Source organism: Bacillus cereus group sp. N21 (assembly GCF_016483395.1).
GTDB classification, from domain to species: domain Bacteria; phylum Bacillota; class Bacilli; order Bacillales; family Bacillaceae_G; genus Bacillus_A; species Bacillus_A pseudomycoides.
This window is the reverse complement of sequence record NZ_JAEHBX010000065.1, coordinates 1-25,627: the sequence shown is the minus strand read 5'-3', so window position 1 is coordinate 25,627 and position 25,627 is coordinate 1. Positions and strand designations below refer to the sequence as shown.

The following is a 25,627-nucleotide window of genomic DNA, read 5'->3' as shown; positions in this document are numbered from 1 at the left end:
TGCCCAAAATCAAAAAGATTTCATTGATAAATTGTTTGGTATCGCATCATAATCTGTAATTTAGTAGGAAATTCAGGCCCTACTTTTTTTATAATTTACTTTTGCACCAGAACCCATTCTCTTCTAATTGAGGTCCATATTGATGAACCCAGCGCATAATTGTTGTGTGAGCGATTGATAATCCTCGTTCTTCCATCATTTCCACCAGATTACGAAAGCTCAAATTGTACCGCAGGTACCATCTTACTGTTAATAAGATCAGTTCAGGCTGATAATGCTTCCATTTAAACAAATTTTTCTTTTCCATACTGATCACACACCTTTTCTAGAGTAATAATATCAGTATGTCCAAGTTTAAGAGATTCTTTGCACCAAAACCCGTATATGGGTTCGGATATATATGTTAAGTAGGTTTTTTGATGATTTTTAAAATTCTAATAATTAATTGATCAATTTTTTCATTTATGTAATAATTATAATGATAGTACAAATAGTAGAAAATATTGGAGGTGTACATATGAGTATTTTAAAACCTTGTGTTAGTGAGTATCAAACTCGTGTAAATTCAGAACACGGAGAGACTTCACCAACAAAATAAGTAGCTTAAAAAATAAATGACTGACGAAGAAACGTCAGTCATTTATTTTTTTATATTGATTTTAATTTATATAATATAGTTATATTCAGTTAGGAGATATTTATATGCAATTAAAAACAGCAGAAAATATACTTTATTTTTGGAAAGATGGTCATTTTATGATAGATGATTACATAAGACATGAGCAATATAGCTTAGAACCTTCGATCTTTCCTGTTTTAAATATATTTAAAGAGTGGGTAAGTGTAAGTGAGGCAATAAACGGGTTATTAAATGATAATAGAATAGTATACACGCAAGAGCAACTAGAAGAAATAATAGAAACTTTATTAAAAGCTCATATATTAATTAAAAAAGGATCTCCAGAGGAACAAGAAGAGTTTTTGTTATCTGGCTGGAAAGAATGGGGTGCTTCAGCTAAATATTTCCATTTTAATACACGATTACTTCATAAGGACCAATATTTAAATGTTAATCAAGATTATGAACGATTATTAGCAAAAAAAGAAAATGCTTTAGCACCTTCTTTGTATAAGATGTATGTAGATTCTGAAGAAATACCTTTACCATTACCGAATTTTAATTTAAGTGGTGACTTTCTAAATACACTTTTAAAAAGACAAACTGTTCGTTCTTTTTCGGATGATCCCATAACAGTACAAGAGTTATCTACAATACTTTATCTTGTTTGGGGAGCACACTCTTGTAAAAGAGATATTGGAATAGGGAAAAACTTGTTTAAAACTAGCCCTTCGGGTGGTGCAAGGCATCCTATTGAAGTATATCCTTATATTTTTAACGTAAAAGGAATAAAGAAAGGTTTATATCATTACAATGTTAAAAATCATTCCCTGGATATAGTAAGACAAGAAGATATCTCAAGTACAGTTATTGATATGGCAGCTGGACAAGAGTATGTAAAAGGAGCAGCTGTTTTATTTTTCTATACAGCTTGTTTAGAACGACCTATGTGGAAGTATAAAAGTCCACGAGTATATCGTATTGTGATGATGGATGTAGGACATTTGAGTCAAACTTTTTATTTAGTAGCTTCTTGGTTACAATTAGGGGCTTTTTTTACAGCACATGCAAATGATGAACTTGTGGAAGAGATATTAGAACTTAACAAAGAGTCTGAGATCGTCTGTGGAATTTCTGGGATTGGAAATATTAGTCGAGAAGCTGTGAATAAAGGAAGAGACTTTCGATTTAAGGGAGAGATTTAGAGTGTGAATGATTATAAAATTTTATTTAGGAATAAAAATTTAAGCATTGTATTATTTAGTCAACTGGTATTTCAATTAGGTATATGGTTTGGTACTATCGGTAATTTACGGTTTCTACAACTTCATTTGACATCTTCTTTTTTTCAAGCTTTTTTTCTTGTAATTGGTGGGGTTATAGGAGTATTAATAGGACCTTATGCCGGACGCTACATTGATTCGACGTCTAAAACAAAGGTATTACAATTAGTTGGTATTATGAGAATTATTTCGGTTATATGTATGCTCTTGGCTATCTATACAGATTCTCTTTGGTGGATGCTTGTGTATAGTATTGGTATTGGCTGTTCAGCTTCTTTTTTTAATCCAACGATTCAGTCGATTATCCCAAAGATTATACATACAGACCAACTTATAATGGTTAATGCTATTAATGTGAATATTGTAACTTTATCTCGAATATTTGGTGCGGTTTTAGCTGGTGTGTTATTAACTATTGCACCATTATATACATTGTTTTTAATCGCTTTAATAGCTTATTTTCTTCTATATATATTAAATCAATTATTAGTTGTAAAAGAAGACGATTTTCAGAGAGGAACAGCAAAATCGACTTTTCATTTTAGAGAAATTATTCCGTTATTTCATAAAAATTATTTACTAAAAATGGTTCTTATCTTATCAATTATCCCTTTAATTTTCATTTCTGGTTTTAATTTATTTGTAATAGAAATTAGTCATCAAAGTAATTCCTCTATTATGGGTATTCTTTATTTTGTAGAAGGGACTAGTATTTTAATAGCTGGTTTTTTTGTTAAGAAACTTGTAAGATATAGCTTACAACCAGTAAAAATTCTTTTGTTGATTTGTTTTTTTATGGGGATTTCTCAATGGTTACTGTCATTTTCGATTATTAGTTTATCTATTTTTGCATTTGGTTTATTTGGATTAGCTTATGGAATTTTCAATCCTCTTTTATATACTTTTTCTCAACAAACGATACCTTCTGAGCTCCATGGAAGATTTTTTTCGTTGAAAACTATGTTAGATAGAACAGTATTGCAATTATTTTTAGTGCTTATTGGCTTTTTACTAGATTACATTGGATATCAATTGTTAGTAATGGCATTAGGAACGCTAACAATCGTTATAGTGATATGCTCATTTATAATTTATCAATTTCAAATAAAGAAATTAATAATACCAAATCAAGGAATAAATGAAAAAATATAAAGTATCACTAAGGGGATTCTGTTGCAAAGTTTTCGAAACTCAAGTACATTTTGGAAAAAGATGAACGGGAGCGCAACAAATGTGATATTTTAAAGGAAAACAATTCAAACAATTTAGTAGCCGTCGGCTACTATTGTTGTTTTGCTAGGTCATCGGGATTTCAAACTCTCCGGCATGCTTCTCGTACAATAAAAGGCATTGAAACCATTCATGCCCTATACAAACAAAGGCGAAGTCTTCAAATAGGCTCCGTCTTTTCGGTGTATAACGAATTACAGGAATTATTAATGGTTGCATAACCATTTAACGATGCAACCCTAGATTCTCTATGTTTTGGGTAACTTTGCAACAGAAACGGGATTTGCATACAAATCGATTTATCTTGTACAATAATACTAAGAAAAAGAAACGACAGGGAGAGGAAATCCATGTCCAATAAATTAGTAAATTTACGAATTGATTTTGCGTTTAAACAATTATTTGGTACAAAAGGAAGTGAAGATATTCTCACGGGCTTTCTTAATGCCATTTTAGAAGAATCTTTAGATGTGCCGATTGTGTCTTTACAATTGGAAGACACACATCTCCACAAATCATATGAAGACGATAAATTATCCATTTTAGATTTACTCGCAACCCTTGATAATGGAACACAAATAAATGTAGAGATACAGCTCCGCAATACACATGATATGATTAAACGTTCCCTCTATTATTGGTCTAAATTATATACTTCTCAAATGCAAGAAGGCATGCCGTATCGTTCGCTTCGAAAAACAATAACCATCAACCTATTAGATTTCAAGTTGTTTTCTAATGAAGAAGCATTTCATACAACAGGAAAACTCTGGAATACAAGGGCACATCAAGTATTAAGTGATGATATGGAAATCCATTTTGTAGAGATCCCAAAGCTAGTTAAACAGTGGCGCGAAGAAAAAGTGAACCCATGGGAAAATGCATTTGTTCGTTGGATGTTATTATTACCAGCACATGAAGATGAACATTTAACTCAAACACTGGAGGAGATTGCTATGAACCAAGATCCAATCTTACAAAAAGCGATGGATAAATGGGAAAATATGAGTCATGATTCTTCTTTCCGACTTGCATATGAAGCTCGTGAAAAGCTTTTACTTGATGAACAAGCTAAGCTTGCACATGCAGAACAAGAGGGTATGGAAAAAGGCATTGAGCAAGGTAAGATGCAAATGATTCGAGGGATGCATGAAATTGGTGTACCACTTGAAACTATTGCAAAAGCAAGTAAGTTAAGTGTGGAGGAAGTAGAACGTATCTTGAAATTAAAGTAAATATATAAACACACACAGAACTTATTTTAAATACAAATTTGTATTCTATTCATGAGCAAACGTATAGAAGAAAGTAGACGTTCATTATCGTAGTACGTCTAATCGAAAAGCATTGCTGAAGATTTTGGCAGTGCTTTTTCTAAATCAACTTTTTGATATTTTTCATTCTGCTCACAATATCACTTTTTACTTGCTAATTAAATAACTTTATTGTCATTTTACATAATCCGCCCTTACGTTGAGTACATGTATTCAACGTAAGGACCCTTTTAAATTCGTTTTTTAAGTTTCTTTGTTAAGATAATACATGAAACTAGGTCATAGTGATACATTATTTACCAACAGTTGAGATCGCTGTTCCATATAATCCCCCTTTTTTATTGGCTTTGTTAAATGATAATGTTGATATCTAGTGAAAAGAAAAGATACTTTAGTTGAAGTAGTCTTTAAATTAATTATCCCATTTAGTAACTGCATAGAGAATTTCTTTTGGATTGGGGTTGTGTTCCAAATACCCTCCATAGCGGGAAACTAGAACACCATAGCTAAAACTTTGACTAATAATCCATATATCATCATTATTAATACATTGCCATAGAATGCTAAAGTTCTCTATTGCCCATTTTCCGTTAACAAGAAATATTGGGCTGTCATCTATCCCTAAAAATAAATATACTAATTTTTCTTCAATATCTATCCCTTGCACATACTGAATAACCTCTTGTTCCCAACTAAATTCTTTTCTGAAATTACTATAATTAATTACAAAATCCCCTTTATGTAATTCAAAGTTCCATTTCTCGTGAACCTTATTAAGGATTGTTTCTAATTCTGGAGATGTAATTACATCACTTTTTTCTATAACATTTGATATATCTTGGGGTAGTAAACTCATTAATTTATATCTTTGGCTCTGTTGTTTAGTTATTTTTAACTTTTGTTTTAAACGTATCTTTCGTTCATCCATAATCACACCCCGTTACCGTTACTCACATTATATTTTCATTTAAATAAAAAATTTATTAATTCTTTTTTACTGTATTAAACTACACTGTTAGTTTAACAAAAAAATCAACAGCGGTCTTTAACAGAGATTTTTTATTAAAAACAAAAAAGGTTCTGTTGCAAAGCTTTCGAAACTCAAGTACACTTTGGAAAAAGATGACGGCACAATAAAAGGCATTGAAACCATTCATGCCCTATAGGCCCAGTACCAGCGTTGTTGTAACCAGGGGCAAAGTAAATATTTTAAACAATAGAGTTCTGGCTTCCAGAACTTTTTAATATGCTAAAATTTTCTTGTTAGATACGATAAGGAGGCATAATAAGGTGAAGCAAAACTGGGAGCTAGAGGAACTTATTGAACATTTTACAGTTATCTCCGAAGAGATGCGCTTAATTGGAAATAAATATGGAAGCACACGACTTGGATTTGCTGTTTCCCTAAAATTTTTTCAGTACCAGGGTCGCTTTCTAAAAGGAAAACAAGAAATTAATAAACAGCTGATTGAATATGTTGCAAAACAAGTAGGAGTACTTGCAGATTCCTTTCAGGAATATGATTGGAACGGACGCTCCATTAAATATCATCGAGCACAAATCCGTGAATATATGGGATTTCGAGAGAGTACTTCCGAAGATATGGAACAAATAAAACTATGGCTACAAGCTAACATTCTACCACAAGAACTACAAATAGATCGTGTACGAGAATATGTTCTACACTATCTCAGACAACAACAGCTTATTCCTCCAACTCAATACCAACTAGAGAGAAATATCAAATCAGCTATTCGCCAATATGAAGAACATATTTCACGATCCATTTTCACACAGCTTTCAGAGCATTCAAAGTCCCAATTAGATGCCTTTATACGTACTTGGTCCCAGATAGAACAACTTGAAGAGGATCAAACTATCCTTAGTTTTCGCGAACTTGTATCTGATCCTGGAAGAATTGGATTAGATAGTTTGTTACAAGAAATAGAAAAGCTCCGAATTGTACGAGATATACAGCTTCCATCAGATTTATTCTCCGGTGTTCCACCTAAGATGATCCGAACGTACAGACAGCGTGCAGTTTCTGAAGATATTAGAGAGTTACGTAGGCACCCAGATCCTATCCGTTACACCTTATTAGCAGCTTTCTTTTGGTGTAGAGGTAGAGAAATTACAGATAATTTAGTTGAACTCATTATTCAAATTGTTCACCGTATTGGGGCTCGTGCAGAACGAAAAGTGGAAAAGGAGTTTTTACGTGATTTTCGTAAAGTAAGCGGTAAGACAAACGTATTATTTCGCATGGCCGAAAAAGCAGTGGAACAACCGGATGGTATTATACGTGATGTTTTATTTCCTGTCGTAGGTGAAGATACATTAAAAGGCATTGTGAAAGAAATGAAGCATACAGGCCCGGCTTACAGACAAAAGGTTCATACCGTTATGAGGTCTTCCTACGGTACTCATTATAGGAGAATGGTTCCCGCGTTATTGGATATTTTAGAGTTTCGATCGAACAATGACGTACATCGCCCTGTAATAGATGCAATTGATTTACTCAAGCAATATAAGCTTACCAATCAATATACATACAATGAAGCTGATTACATTCCGATAGAAGGAGTTGTAAAACCAGCATGGATTGATACAGTTATTGATAAAGAAACAAATCGTATCAACCGAATGAATTATGAAATCTGCGTTCTTCAAGCTTTACGAGATCGATTGCGTTGCAAAGAAGTATGGGTAGTCGGAGCAGACCGATATAGAAATCCAGAAGAAGATTTACCAGAGGACTTTGAACAAAACAGGGAAAAACATTACGAAGCCCTACGGAAACCCCTTGAAGCACAAACACTTATTCAAGAATTAAAAAATAGTATGAATACGGCTTTGGAAAAATTAAATAAACATGTGAAGAACGAGAATAAAGTACGCATTTTGAGTAAAGGAAACGGGTGGATTTCTGTGTCTCCTTTGCAGGCACAGGCTGAACCAGTTAATCTCAATCTCGTAAAAGCAGAGGTTATGAATCGCTGGCCAATGACCAATCTTTTAGATATTTTAAAAGAAGCGGATTTACGTGTCCATTTAACAGATACATTTCAAACATTAGGGAATCGAGAGATTCTCGATAAGGAGACACTTCAACGTAGACTTATCCTTTGTCTATATGGATTGGGAACGAACACAGGATTAAAACGTGTTGCTGCCGGGGACCGTGGAGAAAGTTATAAAGAGTTGCTTTATGTGCGCCGTAAATTTATTCATAAAGAAAATTTACGACAAGCCATTTCAAAAGTAACCAATGCTATTCTAGCCACTCGTGTAACCGAAATATGGGGAAAAGGAACGACGGCATGTGCATCTGATAGTAAAAAGTTTGGAGCATGGGATCAAAACTTACTGACAGAATGGCATATTCGATATAGAGGTCGGGGAGTAATGATTTATTGGCATGTAGAAAAGAATTCTACGTGTATTTATTCGCAACTCAAATCTTGTTCTTCTTCAGAAGTAGCTGCTATGATTGAAGGATTGCTGCGGCATTGTACAAATATGGAAGTAGAGAAGAACTATGTAGATACACATGGACAAAGTGAAGTTGCTTTTGCTTTTTGTCATTTGCTGGGATTCCAACTGATGCCAAGGTTCAAAGCCATTCATGCACAAAAGTTGTATCGTCCGGATGTAGGTATGCAAGAGTCATATCCAAACTTGCAGTCAGTTTTAACTCGACCAATCAATTGGAATTTAATAGAACAACAGTATGATCAAATGATTAAGTATGCTACAGCCTTACGGCTTGGTACAGCTGAAACGGAGGCGGTTCTCAAACGATTTACCCGTAACAGTGGGCATCCAACTTATCGAGCACTAAGTGAATTAGGAAAAGCATTAAAAACCATTTTTCTCTGTGAGTATTTATCATCAGAAGAGATCCAGAGAGAAATCCACGAAGGATTAAATGTAGTTGAGAATTGGAACTCTGCTAACAGCTTCATTTTTTATGGAAAAGGAGGAGAGATTCAAACGAATCGTATGGAAGATCAAGAGATTGCCGTACTTTCTCTTCATCTCCTCCAAAATTGTTTAGTATTAATCAATACTTTAATGATTCAAGAAGTTCTCTTAGACAAAAATAAATCTTTACTGCAAAAGTTAGTGCCAGAAGATTTTAGAGCTTTAACACCACTTATCTATGCCCACGTAAATCCATAGGGGACATTCAAATTAAATATGAAAGAACGTCTAACACTTCAGAGATCTTCTTAAGATTTTTCAAAAAAGAAACTTCCTTATGGTAATAGAGGGCACCATATATACATTGATACCACTGAGTTGTGTACTACGAGGAGAATATTTTATTCCTTTCTTTGTAAGGTTCTCTTTATCGAGCAATCAATTAGCGAAAATTTGAAGAAACACCAAAGTAAAAAACCTTCGTGTTTCTTTTTTTATATATTTATTAGAATCCACTTTGCACTTCCCGGCACAGTTGCTCCTTCTAGCCCTCATTAAACAAAGTAAAACCCACTGCACACAAGGGTCCTTTAGTCATAAGCTTCACTAATTGTTTTGCAGTATATTTCGGTGAATATTTCATGTCATTTTGAAGCCACCAAATTGCCATCCCAACAACACAGGAAGTGATGAAATGGAATACCATATCCTTTGGAATATCTAAGTCATGGTCTTCAATTTTAAGCTCAATGAAATTTTGTTCAAGATTATCCATAATAGTCTGCTGCATTTTTAGGTTAAAATCATGAATGCCATGAGGTCCAAGCATGCTTTTATAAAAGTCTGCATGTTTTAATATACACTCAAATATGGATTGTAAAATCCCCTCGAATTCCGAAAGATCTATTTGATGTCCCTGCACATGGGCATATAGGACCATCTTACTTGTCAACTCTTCTAGTACATTCTCACTAAGCTTTGTTAACAAATCTTGTTTATCCCTGTAATGCGAGTAAAATGTTGCCCGATTGATGAGTGCCTCATCTGTGATGTCTTGAATGGTAATAGCATCGTATCCCTTTTCCGCTATCAGTTTGATAAAAGCATCATATATAAATTTCTTTGTCCGAATAATCCGCAGATCCGCCTTTTTCAACATCTTATACCTCCCTGTTCGTTATTGTCATTATAAACAACAAATTTCATCCGGTTGTTTCTTATCTTACATTTATGCCCTAAATGTAAATTGTATTGTGTAGCAAAAACGATATAATTTCATTATAAACAACATGTTTTTATTATAAACTACACGTTGTTTGTTATCTATCTTTTTGTTGGATGAATGCTAGGAGGAATAATTTAAAATGCTTACAGTAAAGCAATTTTTCAAACAAAAGATGATTCTAGGTGGCGTTTTAGGCATTATGGCTGCTGTTATCATCGCTAGTTTTGCTTTTATGGGATCAACTGTTAATCCTATACCAAAAGACTTGCCGATCGCTATGGTAATACAGGATACAGGTGTGAACTTACCAGGACAAGGAAGTGTAAATTTAGGAGATAAAATAAAAGAGCAAATTCTGCAAAATAAGCAAAGTCCAGTTAAATGGACGTTCTTACAAACGCAAGAAGATGTATTGCAAGGGATGAAGGATAAGAAGTACTACGCTGCCATCGTGTTTCCAGCAGAAATATCCCAGCAACTTGTATCGCTGACCACACCTAAGGGACAACAAGCCGAGGTACAAGTCTTGGTGAATCAAGGAATGAACTATAATGCCGCAATGGTTTCGAGCCAAATAATTGATAAGTTCATTGGAGGGATAAACGAAAATATCCGTAATACCTTGCTTGATCAGCTTTCACAAAGAAATATGACACTAACAACTGAACAGGCAAAGTTATTGGCAAACCCATTTATTGCTAAAACGGAGTTGATTCATCCAGTTCAAGCACGTACAGGTAATGGAAATATTCCTATAATGCTGACACAAATCTTATGGATTACTACTCTTATCAGCTCCTTAGTCTTATTTATAGCTGTCCAAAAGTTTACAAACGGACGCGTTACAGGAAAATCAGTCCTATCACAGATTCTTGCAGGTTCTGTTTTCGTGACAGTAATTGCAAGTTTAACTCTTTTCATTGCTCATACCATACTCGATGTAAACATACCGAACCAAGGAGAAATGTTCTTATTGTTACTTTTCTTTGGTTTCATGTTCTTCCTTTTGCAAAGTGCAGTACTCAACTGGATTGGCCGTGTCGGGGTACCAATATTAATGGTAGTCTTCTTCTCTTCTATGCCAGTCTTATCACTAGCACACGAATTTCTTCCGGATGTGACAAAACACTGGTTGTATTCTTGGACTCCTTTTAAGTACAGTGTAGAAGCATTTCGTAGCAGCTTCTTCTTTGGAGGATACGGGATAGGCTCATATGTTCAGACGATGGGGTTTCTTGGACTTGTATCTCTTATAATTATGGTACTGGTTGTATTCAAAGGGAAAGAAAAACAAAAAGGTTCTTTATCTACTGAGTCAGTGTAGAGAGAGTAGATCTAAAGCCAAAGAGATACAAGGGATTTCCCTTGTATCTCTTTGGCTTTCATGAGCTCGACTTTATTCAGCATCATTAAAAAGGAAATGGAATATCACAAAATTCCATTTATCGGACAATACATTAGAGAAAATTTGAAGAAACGAGCCTTAGAAACCCCATAATTTATTAATCCATTATATTTTATGTAAATGATATGACGGACTAGAGTAGCAACCCTGTGATTCTCTCTAATAGAAACGTTAGGTTACAGCTTCCATATACGAATCCTATATTTAAGAAAGAATAGGTGAATTTTATAAAGATGAAAAACCCTAAAGTTCAATTATTATTTGTATTTACACTTGTCTCTATCATTCACTTTCTGTTGAATACATCCATTATCTCACTATACAACTTTGTCGACGTACTATTGTCTATCACAATAGTAGGAATTGCCTTCATTATTTTTATCGAAAACCGTTCCCCACAAAGTACTTTAGCGTGGTTTTTAGTATTAGCACTTTTTCCTGTTGTTGGTGTGATTTTGTACTCTCTTTTTGGCCGAAGTCGTTGGAGAAGAAAGAAGCATCTACATCGTTCAGAAGAGCAAAGAAAATTATTCCGTGAAATTTTAGAAGGAAAACGCCTAGATTTATCATTCACTTCCTCATTAAGTGAGCGCTCTACTTATTTAACACAGGTTGTACAAAAATTCGGTGGCGGTCCTGTTGCCAATAATACCACAACAAAACTCTTAACAAATGGTGATCAAACATTTACAAACATTATACAAGCTATTGAAAATGCTACACATCATATACATATTCAATACTTTATTTATCGAGTAGATGAAATTGGTACAAAAATTCGCGATGCATTAATTAAGAAAGCAAAATCTGGTATAACTGTACGCTTTCTCTATGATGGGATCGGAAGTAATTCATTACGAAATCGTTTCTTGCAACCCATGAAAGATGTAGGAATTGAGGTTGTGGCATTTGATCCTATTCTTTCGTCATGGCCACTTGAAACAGTCAATTATCGTAACCATCGTAAAATTGTCATTGTAGATGGAGAGATTGGTTTTACAGGTGGGCTCAACGTTGGCGATGAGTATTTTGGTCGTTCTAAAAAATTCCCAATTTGGCGTGACAGCCACTTAAGAATAGAAGGAAAAGCATTGTACAAATTACAAGCAATATTCCTTGAGGATTGGCTCTATGCCACTAATGGTTTAAACACTTATTCTTGGAATCAATTTATGAATATAAAATACTTTCCAGGTAAACAAAATTCTCATGCAGAAGGGGCTGTTCAAATTGTAGCAGGTGGACCAAGTTCAGATGATACAAACATTCGTAATACTTTACTTGCTGTTATAGGTTCTGCTAAGAAAGCAATTTGGATCGCAACACCCTATTTCATTCCAGACCAAGAAACATTAACATTACTACGTTTAAGTGCAATAGCTGGAATAGATGTCCGTATTCTATATCCGGGGAAGAGAGATAGAATCATTAGTGATCTAGCATCTCAATCATACTTCGCACCACTTCTAAAAGCCGGTGCTTCAATTTACAGCTATAAAGATGGTTTTGTGCACGCTAAAATTGTACTTGTAGATGATGAAATTGCAACAATTGGTACAGCAAATATGGATGTTCGTAGCTTTGAACTAAATTATGAAATCATTAGCGTACTTTATGAATCTAAGACAGTTCTTGATATTAAACGTGATTTTGAAGAGGACTTTAAGCATTCGTCTGAAATTAGATGGAAATCATTTCAAAAACGCAGTATTCGAAAACGAATACTGGAATCCCTAATGCGTCTAATTTCCCCTTTATTATAATTCCGAAAAAAGTAATCAAAACAAATTTGATTACTTTTTCCTTTACACTAACATAAAGGTATTATATAGTTAACTAAACTAAACTATATGTCAAAACGAAAAAACGGCGTACAATGAAATAACAGAATGATTGGAGGAAGAATAGTATGACTAGTTCTTATAAAGAAGTAATTACCGACATGAACCGAGCCTACAATGAATTAAACATTTTACTATCTCAGGAGTTAAAGAATGAGTTTGGTCTTACAGGGCAACAAGAGAACATGATAATCTATATTAATTTAAATAAAAATACTACAGCTAACAGTATTGCAACCACTTTTAATATATCCAAAAGTGCTGTCAGCCAAGTTTTATCTAAATTGGAGAAACATAATATGATTTCGAAACACGTAAATCCTAACAATAAACGTGAGTATTTCCTTACAATTGGTCCTAACGGTAGCAAGTATATAGAACGATTGTCTCAGCTAGATGATTTACTTATTGAGAAATACTTCTCTAAAATTGATATCGAAGCCTTGCAGCAAATGACCGATACCTTAATTAAAATAAATCAAATTATACTGGAAGAAAAAAAGAAGACCCTTGAGCCTAAGTAATAAAGTCTCAATAAGAAAGGTAAAGGAGTACAGCATGATTCGTATGGCACTAAGGGCATTTAAAATACAAATGTATTATTTGCTAGGCACGATGTTATTAGGATGGATTATGACGCCTTTTTCGCCCCATTTTTCAGGTGCAAGCATTGGCTTGCTTGTTAGTATGTATTGTGTTTGGATTTTAGGAAGGCGTATTGAAAAGTTTGGAGATAGCATTGTAAAAAAAACAAAAACACCGACGCTTGGTATGATTAATCGGTTTGCAGCAGCGATACTCGGTGCGATTATTATGTATGAGATTGAACACCATAGTGTCATATGGACATTTGCTGCCGGAATTATGGGTGGTTATTTCTTAATTGTGATTAATTTAGGGTATTATAGCATGAAAGATGGGAAGAAATAGATTAGCATAAAACTTTTTTTGGGGCACAGCACATCGCTATCAAGCTAAGGTTAATAAAAGTCATTTTCAAAAATGGCTTTTTTCTTTTTCTAAAAAAACAGTGTAGATTATTGGAAATTCTGCATATCAAATAAACCCTAACGGGTTTCATTTTTTTATTGGGGTCCCGCCAGCCAAATGACATAAAAACCACGTTAATACATTTTTTGGAAGTCGAAACCTTGATTTTTGTAAGCTAAGGATTGTAACTAAAACGACCATTTTTGTTACAGCAGTTTGTATCAAAATATGAAGTCAAGTAAACCAGTAATCTAGGTGTAACAAAAATATGCAACAAAATTATTTGTAACAATATCTATTAAAAGACATTTTTGATACAATGAAAATAAAAAAAGGAAGAATTACATGAAATTTGGATATATGCGAGTGTCTACGATTGATCAAAATTTAGATCGCCAAGAACAACAATTAAAAGAAGCCGGTTGTGAACGTATTTTTTTTGAAAAAATAACAGGAGTTAAACGAGACCGCCCTGAGTTGAATCGTATGTTAGAATTTCTACGCCAAGGAGATACAGTAGTAGTAACAGATTTGACTCGTCTTTCTCGTTCTACAAAAGATTTAATTGAAATTGCCGAACTCATTTCTCAAAAAGGAGCAAACTTGAAAAGCCTAAAAGAAGCTTGGCTTGATACAACAACAGCACATGGAAAAATGCTCTTTACTGTTTTTGCAGGGATTGCTCAATTTGAAAGAGATTTAACCTCTGAACGAACAAAAGAGGGAATCATAGCAGCCAAGAAACGTGGGAAACATCCCGGAAGACCCAAAACTGATGAGGAAAAGGTAAATTATGCTTTATATCTTATAGATCAAGGAATGAATCGTACGGATGCTGCAGAAAAAGCTGGTATCTCTCGCATGACGCTGTATCGTAAAATACAACAAAAAGATAATTAGCAATACAAATGAATGGGACAGAGTAGAAATAATATATCATTATTTGCTACTTTGCCCCTGGTTACAGCAACGCTGGTACTGGGCCCTATACAAACAAAGGCGACGTCTTCAAATATGCTCCGCCTTTTCGGTGTATAACGAATTACAGGAATTATAAATGGTTGCATAACCATTTAACGATGCAACCCTAGATTCTCTATATTTTGGTTAACTTTGCAACAGAACCTTTCAAGTTGTTTTCTAGTGAAGAAGCATTTCATACAACAGGAAAACTCTGGAATACAAGGACACATCAAGTATTAAGTGATGATATGGAAATCCATTTTGTAGAGATCCCAAAGCTAGTTAAACAGTGGCGCGAAGAAAAAGTGAACCCATGGGAAAATGCATTTGTTCGTTGGATGTTATTATTACCAGCACATGAAGATGAACATTTAACTCAAACACTGGAGGAGATTGCTATGAACCAAGATCCAATCTTACAAAAAGCGATGGATAAATGGGAAAATATGAGTCATGATTCTTCTTTCCGACTTGCATATGAAGCTCGTGAAAAGCTTTTACTTGATGAACAAGCTAAGCTTGCACATGCAGAACAAGAGGGTATGGAAAAAGGCAAAACTCAATTAATTCGTGGTATGCATAAGAATGGTATGCCGTTAGCAGACATTGCGAAATTCACAGGTCTAAGTACAGAAGAAATCCGAAAGATATTATTATAAATTCAATGAATCAGCAACTACATTCAAAGAACCGCTCCTGTATCTATTCAGAAGCGGCTCTTTAGTTTTGGTGCAAAAAAACCTTTCATACCACTTGTCTACTTACCTTATCTTTTGAGAATATATCCACACCTATCGACATATATATTAAACACAATTGATATGTGAAAGGGTGAGAGTATGATTTCATCATATTCAGTAAGATACATTTTAATAACGGGTAATACTTTTATAAAAAAAGTAATCACTGTATATGCATCTTCTGCGTTCTTTGCTATTGAAAAAATCAAAAAAGAATTAGAACGTCGCTTTTCTAATCCTACAAAAGTTGAAGTCTATGCAGTATAAATATTTAAAACAATTCAAAAGGAAAGGTAAAGGTGAAACCGATATCGGTTTCACCTTTCCTTTTTTAAATTTATTGTGTATTAATTATATATTAAAATTCATCTTCACTAATTAAATTTCCTGCATCATTATCTTTAACTAGCCTTTGTTTTAAATAATTTTCTTTTGTCGTTCTATCATCTTTATGACCTACTGCGGCTGCGATAAGATGTGGTGGTAACTCTTTGTAATCGTACAAGTACTGTACATAAAAATGTCTAAAGAAGTGAGGCGTTATTCTACTATCTTTCGTAAACGGTAGCTCCGTATCCTTTATAATCTTTGTAATATACTGAGATAAATAATTTTCTCGATATGCTGTATGATTTTTGGTTTGAAAGATGGTACCACCATTTTTATTACCTATATTAATAGGAAGTCGTCGGCGTATACGAAAGGCAACAATACGATGAAAAATCTCCTTATTAATAGAAACAATTCTTTCACCATTACCCTTTGTATCTACAGTCAAGTAATACCGATCACGTATTGAATCAAATTCAAGGTTTTTCCACTTCGCATGAGCAACTTCCGCGACACGTAACCCCGTTGTCGCAAGAATAGATAATAAAGCATAATTAATTTCGTTATCCTGATAATAGCGAAGTAACTGCTTTACTTCTTCATAAGATAAATCCCTCTTTGGTTTATGATGCTTACCTACTGTGGTGCTCAACACTTCTACATGAAGTGGCTCCTGAATATATCCGATTTCATATAACCATTTTAAATAGGATCGAATTACACCTAGCTTTCTACTTATTGTTGATGGTTTGTATTTCTCCTTGGATTGATAGGAGACTGCCTCTTCTGACAACCACCTCTGATAGTTACGGATATGACGTTTTCGTAGATTCCTCCATACACGACCGTCTTCGTAATCTTTTACATCTTGCTGCAGATACTCTGTGCTTTGTTTAATAAAAAAATAGAATTGACTTAGATCACGTGCATATAAAACACGTGAATTATCCTTTATCCGTTTTTCCTTATCAAAATGAGTTTGTCGGTTTAAATAGTAGTACAGTATCTCCTCATCAGAAAAACCATCATACGTTTGTTTATCTTCTCGTTCATTGTTTTCTTTTCTTTGCTCCGCTTGTTTTAGAATATCTTCATTCCAAATTGCAATTATATTTGCGAATTCATGTTTTTGTTTTCCAATAATTTCTAAAGAACTATCCTTATGTAGTGTATTTATTTCAAATTTCATCATATATCAACTCCTAAAGGAATTACACTCTATTATTATTATAACCTATATACATGTAAAACTAGTTGTATAAAGAAATTAAACTTTAATTATTAGTAAACACATAATAACTATAGAAAATTGCACATTTTCTATGGTTATTATCAGTTTACTTTTATTCATTCTTACTCATTCGTTTTGTAATATAGTAAAAATGAATTTAATTATAAATTATATATCGTTATTAGATATCAATTTAAATAGTTTAATTTTTATTTATGTTATAATAAATTTAAATTATATATTTTATAAATTATAATTCACATAATAATATTATTTCTTTTATATATAAATGGAATCTTAGGGGGAACGTAAATGCTTAGTACATATGAAATAAATATGACCACGAATGAAGTAAAAGAGTACTTAGATATTAGTCACTTCACATTTAATAATTTGATGAAACAGGGACAACTAAATCCACTTAATAAGGATACATGGCGTTTAGATGGAAGTTTTTTATTTAAAAGAGAAGAGGTAGAGAAATTAAAAGAAGAACTTGAGGTAGAAGGAATTACTTTATATCAAGCAAGCAAAGCGTATCATATTAGTATGTATCAACTCGAAAAATGGATAGAAGAGGGAGAGTTAGCTTGTACTATACAGGAGCATCGTAATCGTGAAACAAAATTTGTAAAAGAAGATGACATCCGTGAATTAGTACAACAAATAGAGAGGAAAAATACGATCTATACATACTCACAAAAGCATAATGTAGTATTATTACAAAGGTTTATGAAAGGGAATACGTTAGCACGTATTATCTCGATTCCAAAACGTGGAGATATCATACTTCGTGATGAATTTGGGAATGACATGACATTAGGGGATGCAATAAAAGTAGGATATGAGCCTACCTATGTTTTATCTGATCAACCGCGAAGTCATCATCAAAGATTTGTGAAATTTCGTTTCCCTAAATCTGACCAATTACGAAGTGATATTTTTCGATTTATTGATCTCATATTACAGTATGTGTCTCCGAGAAACTTAAAAATATCAGTAGAAGATGAATTTTGGTATTTTGATATTCGTCAATCTCTAGTATCATTACCATCTGGAATACAGACCGAATGGATGAATAGCTTAGCACCCTATATAATAGAAGGAAAACTGATACAACGTGTTAATAATAGTGTATATCTAGATAGTAATACCGTAACAAAGCCGGTAACTCTCACAAGTAACGAGTATAAATCTATAACAAAAATTGTAGAAGAAACAAACAGTTCCATCGAAGAATTTATTAAAGATGCAATTCAAGATAAAATTAATCAACACTTACTTAATCAAAAATAAAAAGGTTCCATTTGAACAAGTTTTCCTTTTCTATGCTGATCACACACCTTTTTTAGAGTCATACTATCAGTGTGTCCAAGTTTAGGAGATTACTTGCGAGAATCTTGGATTTTTTGTACCAAAAGCAGGTAAAACAAGAGATGGATGAGAATAATAAAGATGCAATTATAGTATCTTTAAAACGTAAAATTAAGAAATTGGATGAAGAAAATAAAGAACTACATGAGCAGTTAAAATTTGCTTATGCAGAGGTATATAAAAAAATCTAAAGGAACATCGTTCCCTCCTTTATTCAACTAAAGGGCCAGATTGTGGAATAAAGGATTTTTACAATGAAGACAGAAGTATTTTAGGGTAAAAAAAATAACTTATACGAGGAGGAACCTCTGCTGAAAAAACATCATGCGTTACAGTTGTATGATTATCATGTTTGGGCGAACAACAAGTTTTTCGAGCGATTGAAAGAATTGTCGAAGGACATTTATGATCGGGAAATACAAAGTGTTTTTTCCTCGATTGCGGAGACGTTTGTTCATATTTATACGGGAGATACAATATGGCTTGGTGTAATGCGGGAGAATAGTATGGAAGAGATTCAAGCTTCCATCACTCAGGCGCAAGAAAAGACAAAGAATAAGAGTTTTGAAGAAATGGAAAAGCTGTTTCAACATTTGTCAGAGGAGTATCAGGAGTTTCTTAACAATGAAAGTGATTTGGATAAAGAGATTTCCCCCGAACATCCACAATTTGGGCGTTTAGATACTCATTTTTCCGAATTGGTTCAGCATGTTGTTAACCATGGTACATATCATCGCGGAAATCTTACGGCAATGATACGTCAACAGGGTTACACAAGTGTATCCAATGATTATGTTTTCTATCTTTATGAAATCAGCTCGACAAATTAGTTTTTTCCCTTAACTTAAATCTGGGAGACAAAAAAGTATTCATCTAATTTTCGCAATCGGGCGCGATTGTGAAACAAAAAGTAAAAGGGATGATACATATTAGGATTCTGTTGCAAAGTTACCCAAAACATAGAGAATCTAGGGTTGCATCGTTAAATGGTTATGCAACCATTAATAATTCCTGTAATTCGTTATACACCGAAAAGACGGAGCCTATTTGAAGACTTCGCCTTTGTTTGTATAGGGCATGAATGGTTTCAATGCCTTTTATTGTACGAGAAGCATGCCGGAGAGTTTGAAATCCCAATGACCTAGCAAAACGAAGTTTCACATGTCGGTGGTCTTGTTCTATACGATTATTCATATGTTTAACGGTACAATGAACAGTGCTTTTGTAAAATCCTTTCCCCTTTAACTTTTTAAATGCACAAAGTAACGCTGGCACCTTATCTGTTGTCAGAACCGTTGGTTCCCCAAAAGTTTTAACCAATCTTTTCATAAAGGCATATGCCGCCGGATTATCTCGCTTTTTACGAAGTTGAATATCAAGCGTATGGCCTTCTTTATCAATCGCACGATATAAATAACACCATTTTCCTTTGACTTTTGGTTGTGTTTGATTTAGAGTGTTATATTCTTATTGTAAGTAGTGGTCGAAAACATTACTCATAAGGAAAACTTTATAATTCTAAATGGCTTCATATCAGATATCAATAAGAAAAATGCATACCAAAGAAATAATATTATCATTAACAGAACTAAAAAAGCGTTCATAACGAGTGCTGTTTATCATTTATTTTCATTTCAACAATGATTTTGTCATAACCTTACCAAGATAAAGCTCCATCTGGGTTACATGCAGTACCAATATAAGCGGTAATTACCAGATGAGGGGGCCTTTACTGATACATTTAAAGATCCTCTAGAAGGTTCTAGTGCAAAGATTGTATTTATTTGAAAGAGGTTATATAAATTTCTATTGGAATCTGTTTTTATAAATGTACTTGGGAGTTATTTTTATCCGTAAAGGTATACTTTTATGGATGGAACAAAGAGCCCCTTAAAAGGGGTGTCCACTTGACGGGGGTAAGACCAATCAGTCTGTCCAAAACCAGAAAAAGTCCATCCACCAAGTATTTGGACTTATAGCATAAAATACGATTCCACTAGAAATCTACTATTATCCATGTGCTTCTTCATATATTTGCATCAGAACCCTAAATCTAAATTTTATGATTATTATCATGTTCTCGTATAACTGATAAACGAGCATTTCCCAAAATTTGAATTCCAATTATCAATATTAACATTATTAACATTATGCAGGCGAATAGCCAAAAAGTAATTTGAGCAGGGTACTTATCCATACTCTGTCCTATAATAATTGGAATTAATGAGCCACCAAGACCGTTGGTAGCTAATAATATACTGGTTGTCTTTTCTGTTTGTCCAGGAAAATATAGGTTTGTGATAATTAAGGCAATCGCAAACATTGCTGCCATAAATAACCCCAGAAAGAAGCATAGAAAGAAACCCAACCAAACATTTCCACTAATGGCTAGCAATATAAGTACAACTAGGCCTCCAATATTAATTAAAAGTAAAAACGTGTTATAGGTAAGCTTTTCAGAGATAACACCTGTTAACGCACGCCCTATTACCATTGCCATCCAGTAAACAGTTACAGTCAGTGTTGCAAGAGAATTAGGGACTTCCCACTCTTCCATGAAAATTGAAGGCAAAAAATGAACAATAGATACTTCGCTTCCACCATAACAGAAGAAATATATCGCAGAAAATGTAATGATTAAAAACGTCTTTTTAGTATAAGAACCAGTTATTTTATTAACAGATGTATTAGTATTGGTATTCTTTATAAGAAATTCATCGACTTCACCAAAAGACAATACCTTCCATCCGAGCATAACTAAAAATGAGCTCAATCCTAATATCAAAAATGCATATTCCCAAATACCCTTACCTATAAGTACGCTTGAGAAAAGTGGCATGAATAGTGCACCTAATCCAAACGCAACTTCTAGTTTACTCATTGCTGTGGCTTGTTTTTCTTGAAATGTAACTAAAATGATTGTGCCAATACAAGATTCCGCTAATCCAGCTCCATATCCTGCTAATCCGACTAATGGAAAAAGAAAATACCAATTTGGTAGAAAAAATGTAAAAAGCTCAAGACTAATCATAATTAAACCCAGGAGAACTACATTTTTACGTCCTAGTTTTCTAACTAGAATAGGCATGCTAAGTACACCAAGTAAAAAACCAACAAATTGACCAAAGATGAGTAAACCACCATTACTATAATTTTGCTTATAGTGAATTAGAATTTCAGGTAGCATTGCACCAATGATAACTAAGGTAAAAGCGATTAACATGTACGAAAAGAAGCTTATCCAAAGTAAACGTTTTAGCAACTATTTCTCCTCCTTATTAATAATATATTTATTGTTTAAATCAATTGCATATAATAAACCTCTAATATCTAGATATTACCAATATTATTATATAGAAAAAATTAAAATTTCAAAATTTTAATTTTTAATGTTAACAATTTTTAATTATACTACCTTTTTTTATGATTTTTTTAAAAATTTTGTATTTTTTATTTTCTCAACATAATTTACCTTAATTTAACTTGTAGTACGGATATTTCACATTATATTATGAGACTGTTATTTAATAACAATTTTCAAATTGTGGTGCATAGTAAATACAGTCATAATCCATTATTAGTTAGGTTGGGCCCCCTAACACATAAATTTTAACATTACTAAAATAATAGGAGTGTTGTAAAAATGAATGGTAAAGTTAAAAGTTTAACAAATCCTGACAGTCTGTATTACAAAGTAGACAATGTCGTTATGGAGAGAGGGGAAGGTATCTACCTTTACGATCAGGATGGAAATAAATATTTTGACTGCGCATCAGCTACATTTAATTTGAATTTAGGATACAGCAATAAAGAAGTGATTGATGTAGTAAAAAATCAAATGGATAATCTTATTCATGTTACTTCATCTTATCAAACAGACCCTGTAAATAAATTAGCAGAGAAACTTGTTGAAATTGCTCCTAGCAATCTCACAAGGGCACACCCAAAAGTTAGCAGTGGCTCAGCGGCGAATGAAGGCGCTATTAAAATGGCACAATACAATACCGGGAAACGTGATGTTATTTCTTTATTCCGCAGCCATTTGGGACAAACATATATGATGTCAGCCCTTTCAGGAAATGCTTTTCGAAGAGAACCATTCCCACCTCAATTTTCCTTTGGACTGCAAGTCCCAGATCCTTATTGCCTGCGTTGTTTTTACAATCAAAAATCTGACTCTTGTGGAATGCTGTGTGTCGAGAGAATTAATGATTTTATTGAATATGCAAGTACAGGGAATGTTGCAGCTATTATGGTTGAGCCGATATCAGGAAATGGAGGAAATATTGTTCCACCTAAGGGATATTTCAAATCGTTGAAAAAATTATGTGAAGAACACGATATTGCATTAATTTTTGATGAGATACAAACGGGATTTGGTAGAACAGGTAAAATGTTTGCTGCTGATTACTTTGATGTACAACCTAATATGATGACAGTAGCTAAAGGTTTAGGTGGAACTGGATTCCAAGTTGCAGCTATCCTTACTGAAGAGAAGTATGTGGGTATGCCTGGTCACCATCATTCTTTTACTTATGGATCGAATGTAATGGCATCTGCAGCAGCATGTACCACAATTGATATATTACAAAGACCTGGATTTTTGGAAAATGTGACTGTGGTTGGAAATTATATTATGGAACGTTTAGAAAAAATGAAAGAAAGATTTAAGTTTATTGGAGATGTAAGAGGTGTAGGTTTAATGATTGGGGTTGAAATAGTAAAAGATAATAATGAACCTGATGTTGAGCTTACAAATCATATTGCAAAACGTGCTATGGATCATGGCATAATTATCAGAACATCTAGATATGGATACGGAAATGTGTTTAAAATTCGTCCACCCCTTACTATTACTCTAAGTGAGGCAGAAGAACTGTGTTATAAATTAACTCATCTATTGGAGGAGATCAAGTGAAAACCTATATTATTGAGTTAGGAAAATATGTATATAATAAGGTGAAAAATCAAAAGGGAACTTTGAAAAACCGTATAGTTAATGGGTACTCTCCAGGTGGAGATGCACAGTTTAATATTGATACTGCAGCAGAAAATGCGGTCCTTGATTATATATCAGATAAGAAAAAACCTGTTGCATTCTATACTGAAGATGGTGGTCTTAAGATTTTTGGAGAAAATCCACAATATATTTTAATTGTAGATCCGATTGATGGTACTCGTCCTGCAGCTGCAGGACTTGAAATGTCTTGTATTTCTATTGCTCTAGCAAAATACAAAGACAATTCTAAAATTAAAGATATTGAATATGCGTTTCTAATGGAACTTAAAACAGGTAAGTACATGTATAGTGATATTTTTTCAGATTCTATAGAATTTGAAGGCTATAATAGCCAATTACCAAACTTAAGCCAGGGAAAAGACATTAAGAATATGTTTTGGAGCTTTGAGTTTAATGGTCATCCTACTAACTTAATGATTGAATCTTATGGACATCTAATCGATGAGTCAGCAAATAATGGTGGCGTATTTATATTTAATAGTGCATCTTATTCTATTTCACGAATTATTACAGGTCAAATGGATGCATATGTAGATATCGGGAATAGACTTCTAAAAGATTATCCAGATTTGTTACCAGATTTTCAAAGAGTAGGAAATGGTCAAGTCTTACACCTCTTTCCATATGATATAGCTGCCAGTGTGTTTCTAGCGAAAAAAGCAGGAGTTATTATTACTGACGCATATGGTAATTCTTTAGATGAAACTCTTTTAACAGATCTCAGTTATATTAACCAGCAATCATGTATAGCAGCTTCTACCAAAGAATTACACCAAAATTTATTGGAACAAATTAATTGGAAACGGAGCGAGGAAAAGTATGAAGGCATTGGTATGGACTGAAAATAAAACATTAGAATATAAAGAAGTGGAAGAACCTCAAATACAAAAAAATAATGACGTAAAAATCAGGATTTATGGTACTGGGATTTGCGGGACCGATTTGAATGTGCTAAAAGGGAAGATGTATGCTGCTCCAAATATGGTTATGGGACATGAATCGGTTGGAGTCGTAGTGGAAATAGGGGAAGAGGTTAGAAATGTAACCGTAGGAGATCGTGTCGTAATTGATCCTACTCAGTTTTGTGGGAAATGTTATTACTGTAGAAAAGGTTTAACATGCTATTGCGAAGAGTTCGATGAATGGCAGTTAGGAATCGGTTCTCATGGGACTTTTGGAGAATATTATGTTGGAGAAGATAGATTTATTTACAAATTACCTGAATCAATGGAATGGGAGAGAGCTACATTAATTGAACCTCTTTCATGTGTCCTTAGCGTTATAGAAAAAGCTAATATAAAACCAGATGACTCCGTTCTAGTTTTAGGGTCTGGACCGATTGGACTGTTAGTTCAGATGATTGCTCGAAAACTTTCTAGAATTACAGTTGCCACAGAAATTGGTCCCTTTAGAACAGAAGCTGCACGAAAAATAACCAAATATGTATATCATCCGCAAAAACTCACCTTAGAAGAAATCTACCGGATTAATCAAGGAAGAAAGTTCGATGTAATTTTTGATGCCATAGGTAATCAACTAGACTGGGCATATCCGCTTATTGAAAAAGGTGGAAGGCTTATTCCGATGGGGTTTGATGATACCTATGAGTTCAAAGTTAAACCGTTTGAATTACTATCAAAAGGAATTACAATTATTGGAACTGGAGAAGCACATCATATGATGGAAAAGGCTTTATCCTGCGCTATAGACCTTCCAGAATTATCGAATTTAATTACGGAAAAAGTAGCACTTGAAAATTTTGATACAGCTATTGGTAACTTAATGGGGTTTGATCCAACTACTAATGAAAGAAAAGATATTAATTCCATTAAAACAATTTTAGTCTCTGAACCCAATCGTATCTAAGAAATATTAACCGGCTATTTGTTTTATAAATTCAATGAAAATAATAATTTGCCTTCCCGCTTTTATCTCATCATCAGGAGCATCTGGATTCCCAGCGAGTTTTATATATCGACCTTTTAAAGAGTAGATCAATAGATTAAAATCATTGTTTTGACTACTGTACAAATTGGTTCTGGTGCAAAGTTTGAAAAAAGCATAAACAGGTTGGTAAATGAGGAACAATGTTTAGGAAGTAGCTAGTAATTGTTGAAGTTCATTGTACGTTGAAAAGGCGGAGTCTCTTTGAAGACTTCGCCTTTGTTTATATAGGGC

20 protein-coding genes and 5 pseudogenes are annotated in these 25,627 nt (G+C 33.6%); 18 read left to right on the top strand and 7 right to left on the bottom strand.

Annotated elements, in window-relative coordinates; genetic code table 11:
• Positions 1–118: 118 nt before the first annotated feature.
• Positions 119–307: pseudogene (locus tag JDS96_RS24700) on the bottom strand (IS6 family transposase); the annotation flags it as partial.
• 395 nt (positions 308–702) lie between these two features.
• Between JDS96_RS24700 and JDS96_RS24695 the strand changes: the two are divergent.
• From JDS96_RS24695 to JDS96_RS24685, 4 genes and pseudogenes are all read left to right on the top strand, one after another.
• Complete coding sequence (locus tag JDS96_RS24695; RefSeq protein ID WP_199668336.1) at positions 703–1,824, top strand: SagB/ThcOx family dehydrogenase; 1,122 nt, start codon at positions 703–705, stop codon at positions 1,822–1,824.
• Between the two features lie 3 nt (positions 1,825–1,827).
• The gene (locus JDS96_RS24690; protein WP_199668335.1) at positions 1,828–3,054 is read left to right on the top strand and encodes an MFS transporter; all 1,227 of its coding nucleotides are present in this window, start codon (positions 1,828–1,830) and stop codon (positions 3,052–3,054) included.
• Positions 3,055–3,191: 137 nt separating this feature from the next.
• Positions 3,192–3,353, top strand: a pseudogene (locus JDS96_RS32435) (IS6 family transposase); the annotation flags it as partial.
• A gap of 129 nt (positions 3,354–3,482) precedes the next feature.
• Entirely contained in the window at positions 3,483–4,367 is an 885-nt protein-coding gene (locus JDS96_RS24685; protein WP_199668334.1) for an Rpn family recombination-promoting nuclease/putative transposase, read from the top strand.
• 451 nt (positions 4,368–4,818) lie between these two features.
• On the opposite strand, the gene JDS96_RS24680 is transcribed toward JDS96_RS24685, so the two are convergent.
• Positions 4,819–5,334 (bottom strand): hypothetical protein, encoded by a 516-nt coding sequence (locus JDS96_RS24680; RefSeq protein WP_206777202.1) that lies wholly within the window; start codon positions 5,332–5,334, stop codon positions 4,819–4,821.
• Between the two features lie 344 nt (positions 5,335–5,678).
• On the opposite strand from JDS96_RS24680, the gene JDS96_RS24675 reads away from it, so the two are divergent.
• The gene (locus JDS96_RS24675; protein ID WP_199668339.1) at positions 5,679–8,588 is read left to right on the top strand and encodes a Tn3 family transposase; all 2,910 of its coding nucleotides are present in this window, start codon (positions 5,679–5,681) and stop codon (positions 8,586–8,588) included.
• A gap of 286 nt (positions 8,589–8,874) precedes the next feature.
• Here JDS96_RS24675 and JDS96_RS24670 read toward each other — a convergent pair whose 3' ends face one another.
• Positions 8,875–9,489 carry a TetR/AcrR family transcriptional regulator gene (locus tag JDS96_RS24670; RefSeq protein ID WP_097795301.1) on the bottom strand — a complete coding sequence of 205 codons (615 nt, stop codon included), beginning with the start codon at positions 9,487–9,489 and terminating at the stop codon, positions 8,875–8,877.
• 205 nt (positions 9,490–9,694) lie between these two features.
• Here JDS96_RS24670 and JDS96_RS24665 point away from each other — a divergent pair, with 205 nt between their 5' ends.
• The 7 genes from JDS96_RS24665 to JDS96_RS24635 all read left to right on the top strand — a co-directional run bounded on the left by JDS96_RS24665 (position 9,695) and on the right by JDS96_RS24635 (position 15,761).
• Positions 9,695–10,879, top strand: coding sequence for a YhgE/Pip domain-containing protein (locus tag JDS96_RS24665; protein ID WP_199668333.1), 1,185 nt, complete (start codon positions 9,695–9,697; stop codon positions 10,877–10,879).
• A gap of 314 nt (positions 10,880–11,193) precedes the next feature.
• Positions 11,194–12,723, top strand: coding sequence for a cardiolipin synthase (locus JDS96_RS24660; protein ID WP_199668332.1), 1,530 nt, complete (start codon positions 11,194–11,196; stop codon positions 12,721–12,723).
• A gap of 146 nt (positions 12,724–12,869) precedes the next feature.
• Positions 12,870–13,325, top strand: coding sequence for a MarR family winged helix-turn-helix transcriptional regulator (locus tag JDS96_RS24655; protein ID WP_018783527.1), 456 nt, complete (start codon positions 12,870–12,872; stop codon positions 13,323–13,325).
• A 34-nt stretch (positions 13,326–13,359) separates the two neighbouring features.
• Positions 13,360–13,731, top strand: coding sequence for an ATP synthase subunit I (locus JDS96_RS24650; protein WP_199668331.1), 372 nt, complete (start codon positions 13,360–13,362; stop codon positions 13,729–13,731).
• Between the two features lie 405 nt (positions 13,732–14,136).
• Positions 14,137–14,691, top strand: a complete 555-nt coding sequence (locus JDS96_RS24645) for a recombinase family protein (protein ID WP_199668330.1) — start codon at positions 14,137–14,139, stop codon at positions 14,689–14,691.
• A gap of 191 nt (positions 14,692–14,882) precedes the next feature.
• Positions 14,883–15,413, top strand: a complete 531-nt coding sequence (locus tag JDS96_RS24640) for an Rpn family recombination-promoting nuclease/putative transposase (RefSeq protein WP_307838209.1) — start codon at positions 14,883–14,885, stop codon at positions 15,411–15,413.
• Between the two features lie 180 nt (positions 15,414–15,593).
• Positions 15,594–15,761 (top strand): hypothetical protein, encoded by a 168-nt coding sequence (locus JDS96_RS24635; protein ID WP_176523563.1) that lies wholly within the window; start codon positions 15,594–15,596, stop codon positions 15,759–15,761.
• Between the two features lie 91 nt (positions 15,762–15,852).
• Here the strand turns inward: JDS96_RS24635 and JDS96_RS24630 are convergent, their stop codons facing one another.
• Positions 15,853–17,013: a tyrosine-type recombinase/integrase gene (locus JDS96_RS24630; RefSeq protein ID WP_199668338.1), complete on the bottom strand. Its 1,161-nt coding sequence runs from the start codon at positions 17,011–17,013 to the stop codon at positions 15,853–15,855.
• A 354-nt stretch (positions 17,014–17,367) separates the two neighbouring features.
• On the opposite strand from JDS96_RS24630, the gene JDS96_RS24625 reads away from it, so the two are divergent.
• The 3 genes and pseudogenes from JDS96_RS24625 (at position 17,368) to JDS96_RS24615 (ending at position 19,259) form a co-directional block, all read left to right on the top strand.
• Complete coding sequence (locus tag JDS96_RS24625) at positions 17,368–18,351, top strand: DNA-binding protein (RefSeq protein ID WP_199668329.1); 984 nt, start codon at positions 17,368–17,370, stop codon at positions 18,349–18,351.
• A 122-nt stretch (positions 18,352–18,473) separates the two neighbouring features.
• A pseudogene (locus JDS96_RS24620) lies at positions 18,474–18,620 on the top strand (DUF6262 family protein); the annotation flags it as partial.
• 144 nt (positions 18,621–18,764) lie between these two features.
• On the top strand, positions 18,765–19,259 hold the full coding sequence (locus tag JDS96_RS24615) for a DinB family protein (RefSeq protein ID WP_307838208.1): 495 nt from the start codon (positions 18,765–18,767) through the stop codon (positions 19,257–19,259).
• Between the two features lie 160 nt (positions 19,260–19,419).
• Here JDS96_RS24615 and JDS96_RS24610 read toward each other — a convergent pair.
• Positions 19,420–19,884: pseudogene (locus JDS96_RS24610) on the bottom strand (IS6 family transposase); the annotation flags it as partial.
• Positions 19,885–20,482: 598 nt separating this feature from the next.
• On the bottom strand, positions 20,483–21,691 hold the full coding sequence (locus JDS96_RS24605) for an MFS transporter (RefSeq protein ID WP_199668328.1): 1,209 nt from the start codon (positions 21,689–21,691) through the stop codon (positions 20,483–20,485).
• A gap of 381 nt (positions 21,692–22,072) precedes the next feature.
• Here JDS96_RS24605 and JDS96_RS24600 point away from each other — a divergent pair, with 381 nt between their 5' ends.
• Genes JDS96_RS24600 through JDS96_RS24590 form a run of 3 tightly spaced genes read left to right on the top strand, consistent with a single transcriptional unit; the run spans position 22,073 to position 25,315 of the window.
• Positions 22,073–23,347, top strand: a complete 1,275-nt coding sequence (locus JDS96_RS24600) for an aspartate aminotransferase family protein (protein WP_018783204.1) — start codon at positions 22,073–22,075, stop codon at positions 23,345–23,347.
• Positions 23,344–24,291, top strand: a complete 948-nt coding sequence (locus tag JDS96_RS24595; RefSeq protein WP_199668327.1) for an inositol monophosphatase family protein — start codon at positions 23,344–23,346, stop codon at positions 24,289–24,291. Before JDS96_RS24600 ends, JDS96_RS24595 begins: the two co-directional genes overlap by 4 nt.
• Positions 24,269–25,315 (top strand): zinc-dependent alcohol dehydrogenase, encoded by a 1,047-nt coding sequence (locus JDS96_RS24590; RefSeq protein WP_199668326.1) that lies wholly within the window; start codon positions 24,269–24,271, stop codon positions 25,313–25,315. The genes JDS96_RS24595 and JDS96_RS24590 overlap by 23 nt, the downstream gene beginning before the upstream one ends.
• A 225-nt stretch (positions 25,316–25,540) precedes the next feature.
• Here JDS96_RS24590 and JDS96_RS32430 read toward each other — a convergent pair.
• A pseudogene (locus JDS96_RS32430) lies at positions 25,541–25,627 on the bottom strand (IS6 family transposase); the annotation flags it as partial.

Coding starts and splice junctions, on each gene's coding strand:
- JDS96_RS24635 (WP_176523563.1), top strand. CDS start 15,594: ATGATTTCATCATATTCAGTAAGATACATTTTAATAACGGGTAATACT.
- JDS96_RS24655 (WP_018783527.1), top strand. CDS start 12,870: ATGACTAGTTCTTATAAAGAAGTAATTACCGACATGAACCGAGCCTAC.
- JDS96_RS24680 (WP_206777202.1), bottom strand. CDS start 5,334: ATGGATGAACGAAAGATACGTTTAAAACAAAAGTTAAAAATAACTAAA.
- JDS96_RS24645 (WP_199668330.1), top strand. CDS start 14,137: ATGAAATTTGGATATATGCGAGTGTCTACGATTGATCAAAATTTAGAT.
- JDS96_RS24685 (WP_199668334.1), top strand. CDS start 3,483: ATGTCCAATAAATTAGTAAATTTACGAATTGATTTTGCGTTTAAACAA.
- JDS96_RS24670 (WP_097795301.1), bottom strand. CDS start 9,489: ATGTTGAAAAAGGCGGATCTGCGGATTATTCGGACAAAGAAATTTATA.
- JDS96_RS24695 (WP_199668336.1), top strand. CDS start 703: ATGCAATTAAAAACAGCAGAAAATATACTTTATTTTTGGAAAGATGGT.
- JDS96_RS24625 (WP_199668329.1), top strand. CDS start 17,368: ATGCTTAGTACATATGAAATAAATATGACCACGAATGAAGTAAAAGAG.
- JDS96_RS24665 (WP_199668333.1), top strand. CDS start 9,695: ATGCTTACAGTAAAGCAATTTTTCAAACAAAAGATGATTCTAGGTGGC.
- JDS96_RS24660 (WP_199668332.1), top strand. CDS start 11,194: ATGAAAAACCCTAAAGTTCAATTATTATTTGTATTTACACTTGTCTCT.
- JDS96_RS24600 (WP_018783204.1), top strand. CDS start 22,073: ATGAATGGTAAAGTTAAAAGTTTAACAAATCCTGACAGTCTGTATTAC.
- JDS96_RS24650 (WP_199668331.1), top strand. CDS start 13,360: ATGATTCGTATGGCACTAAGGGCATTTAAAATACAAATGTATTATTTG.
- JDS96_RS24590 (WP_199668326.1), top strand. CDS start 24,269: ATGAAGGCATTGGTATGGACTGAAAATAAAACATTAGAATATAAAGAA.
- JDS96_RS24630 (WP_199668338.1), bottom strand. CDS start 17,013: ATGAAATTTGAAATAAATACACTACATAAGGATAGTTCTTTAGAAATT.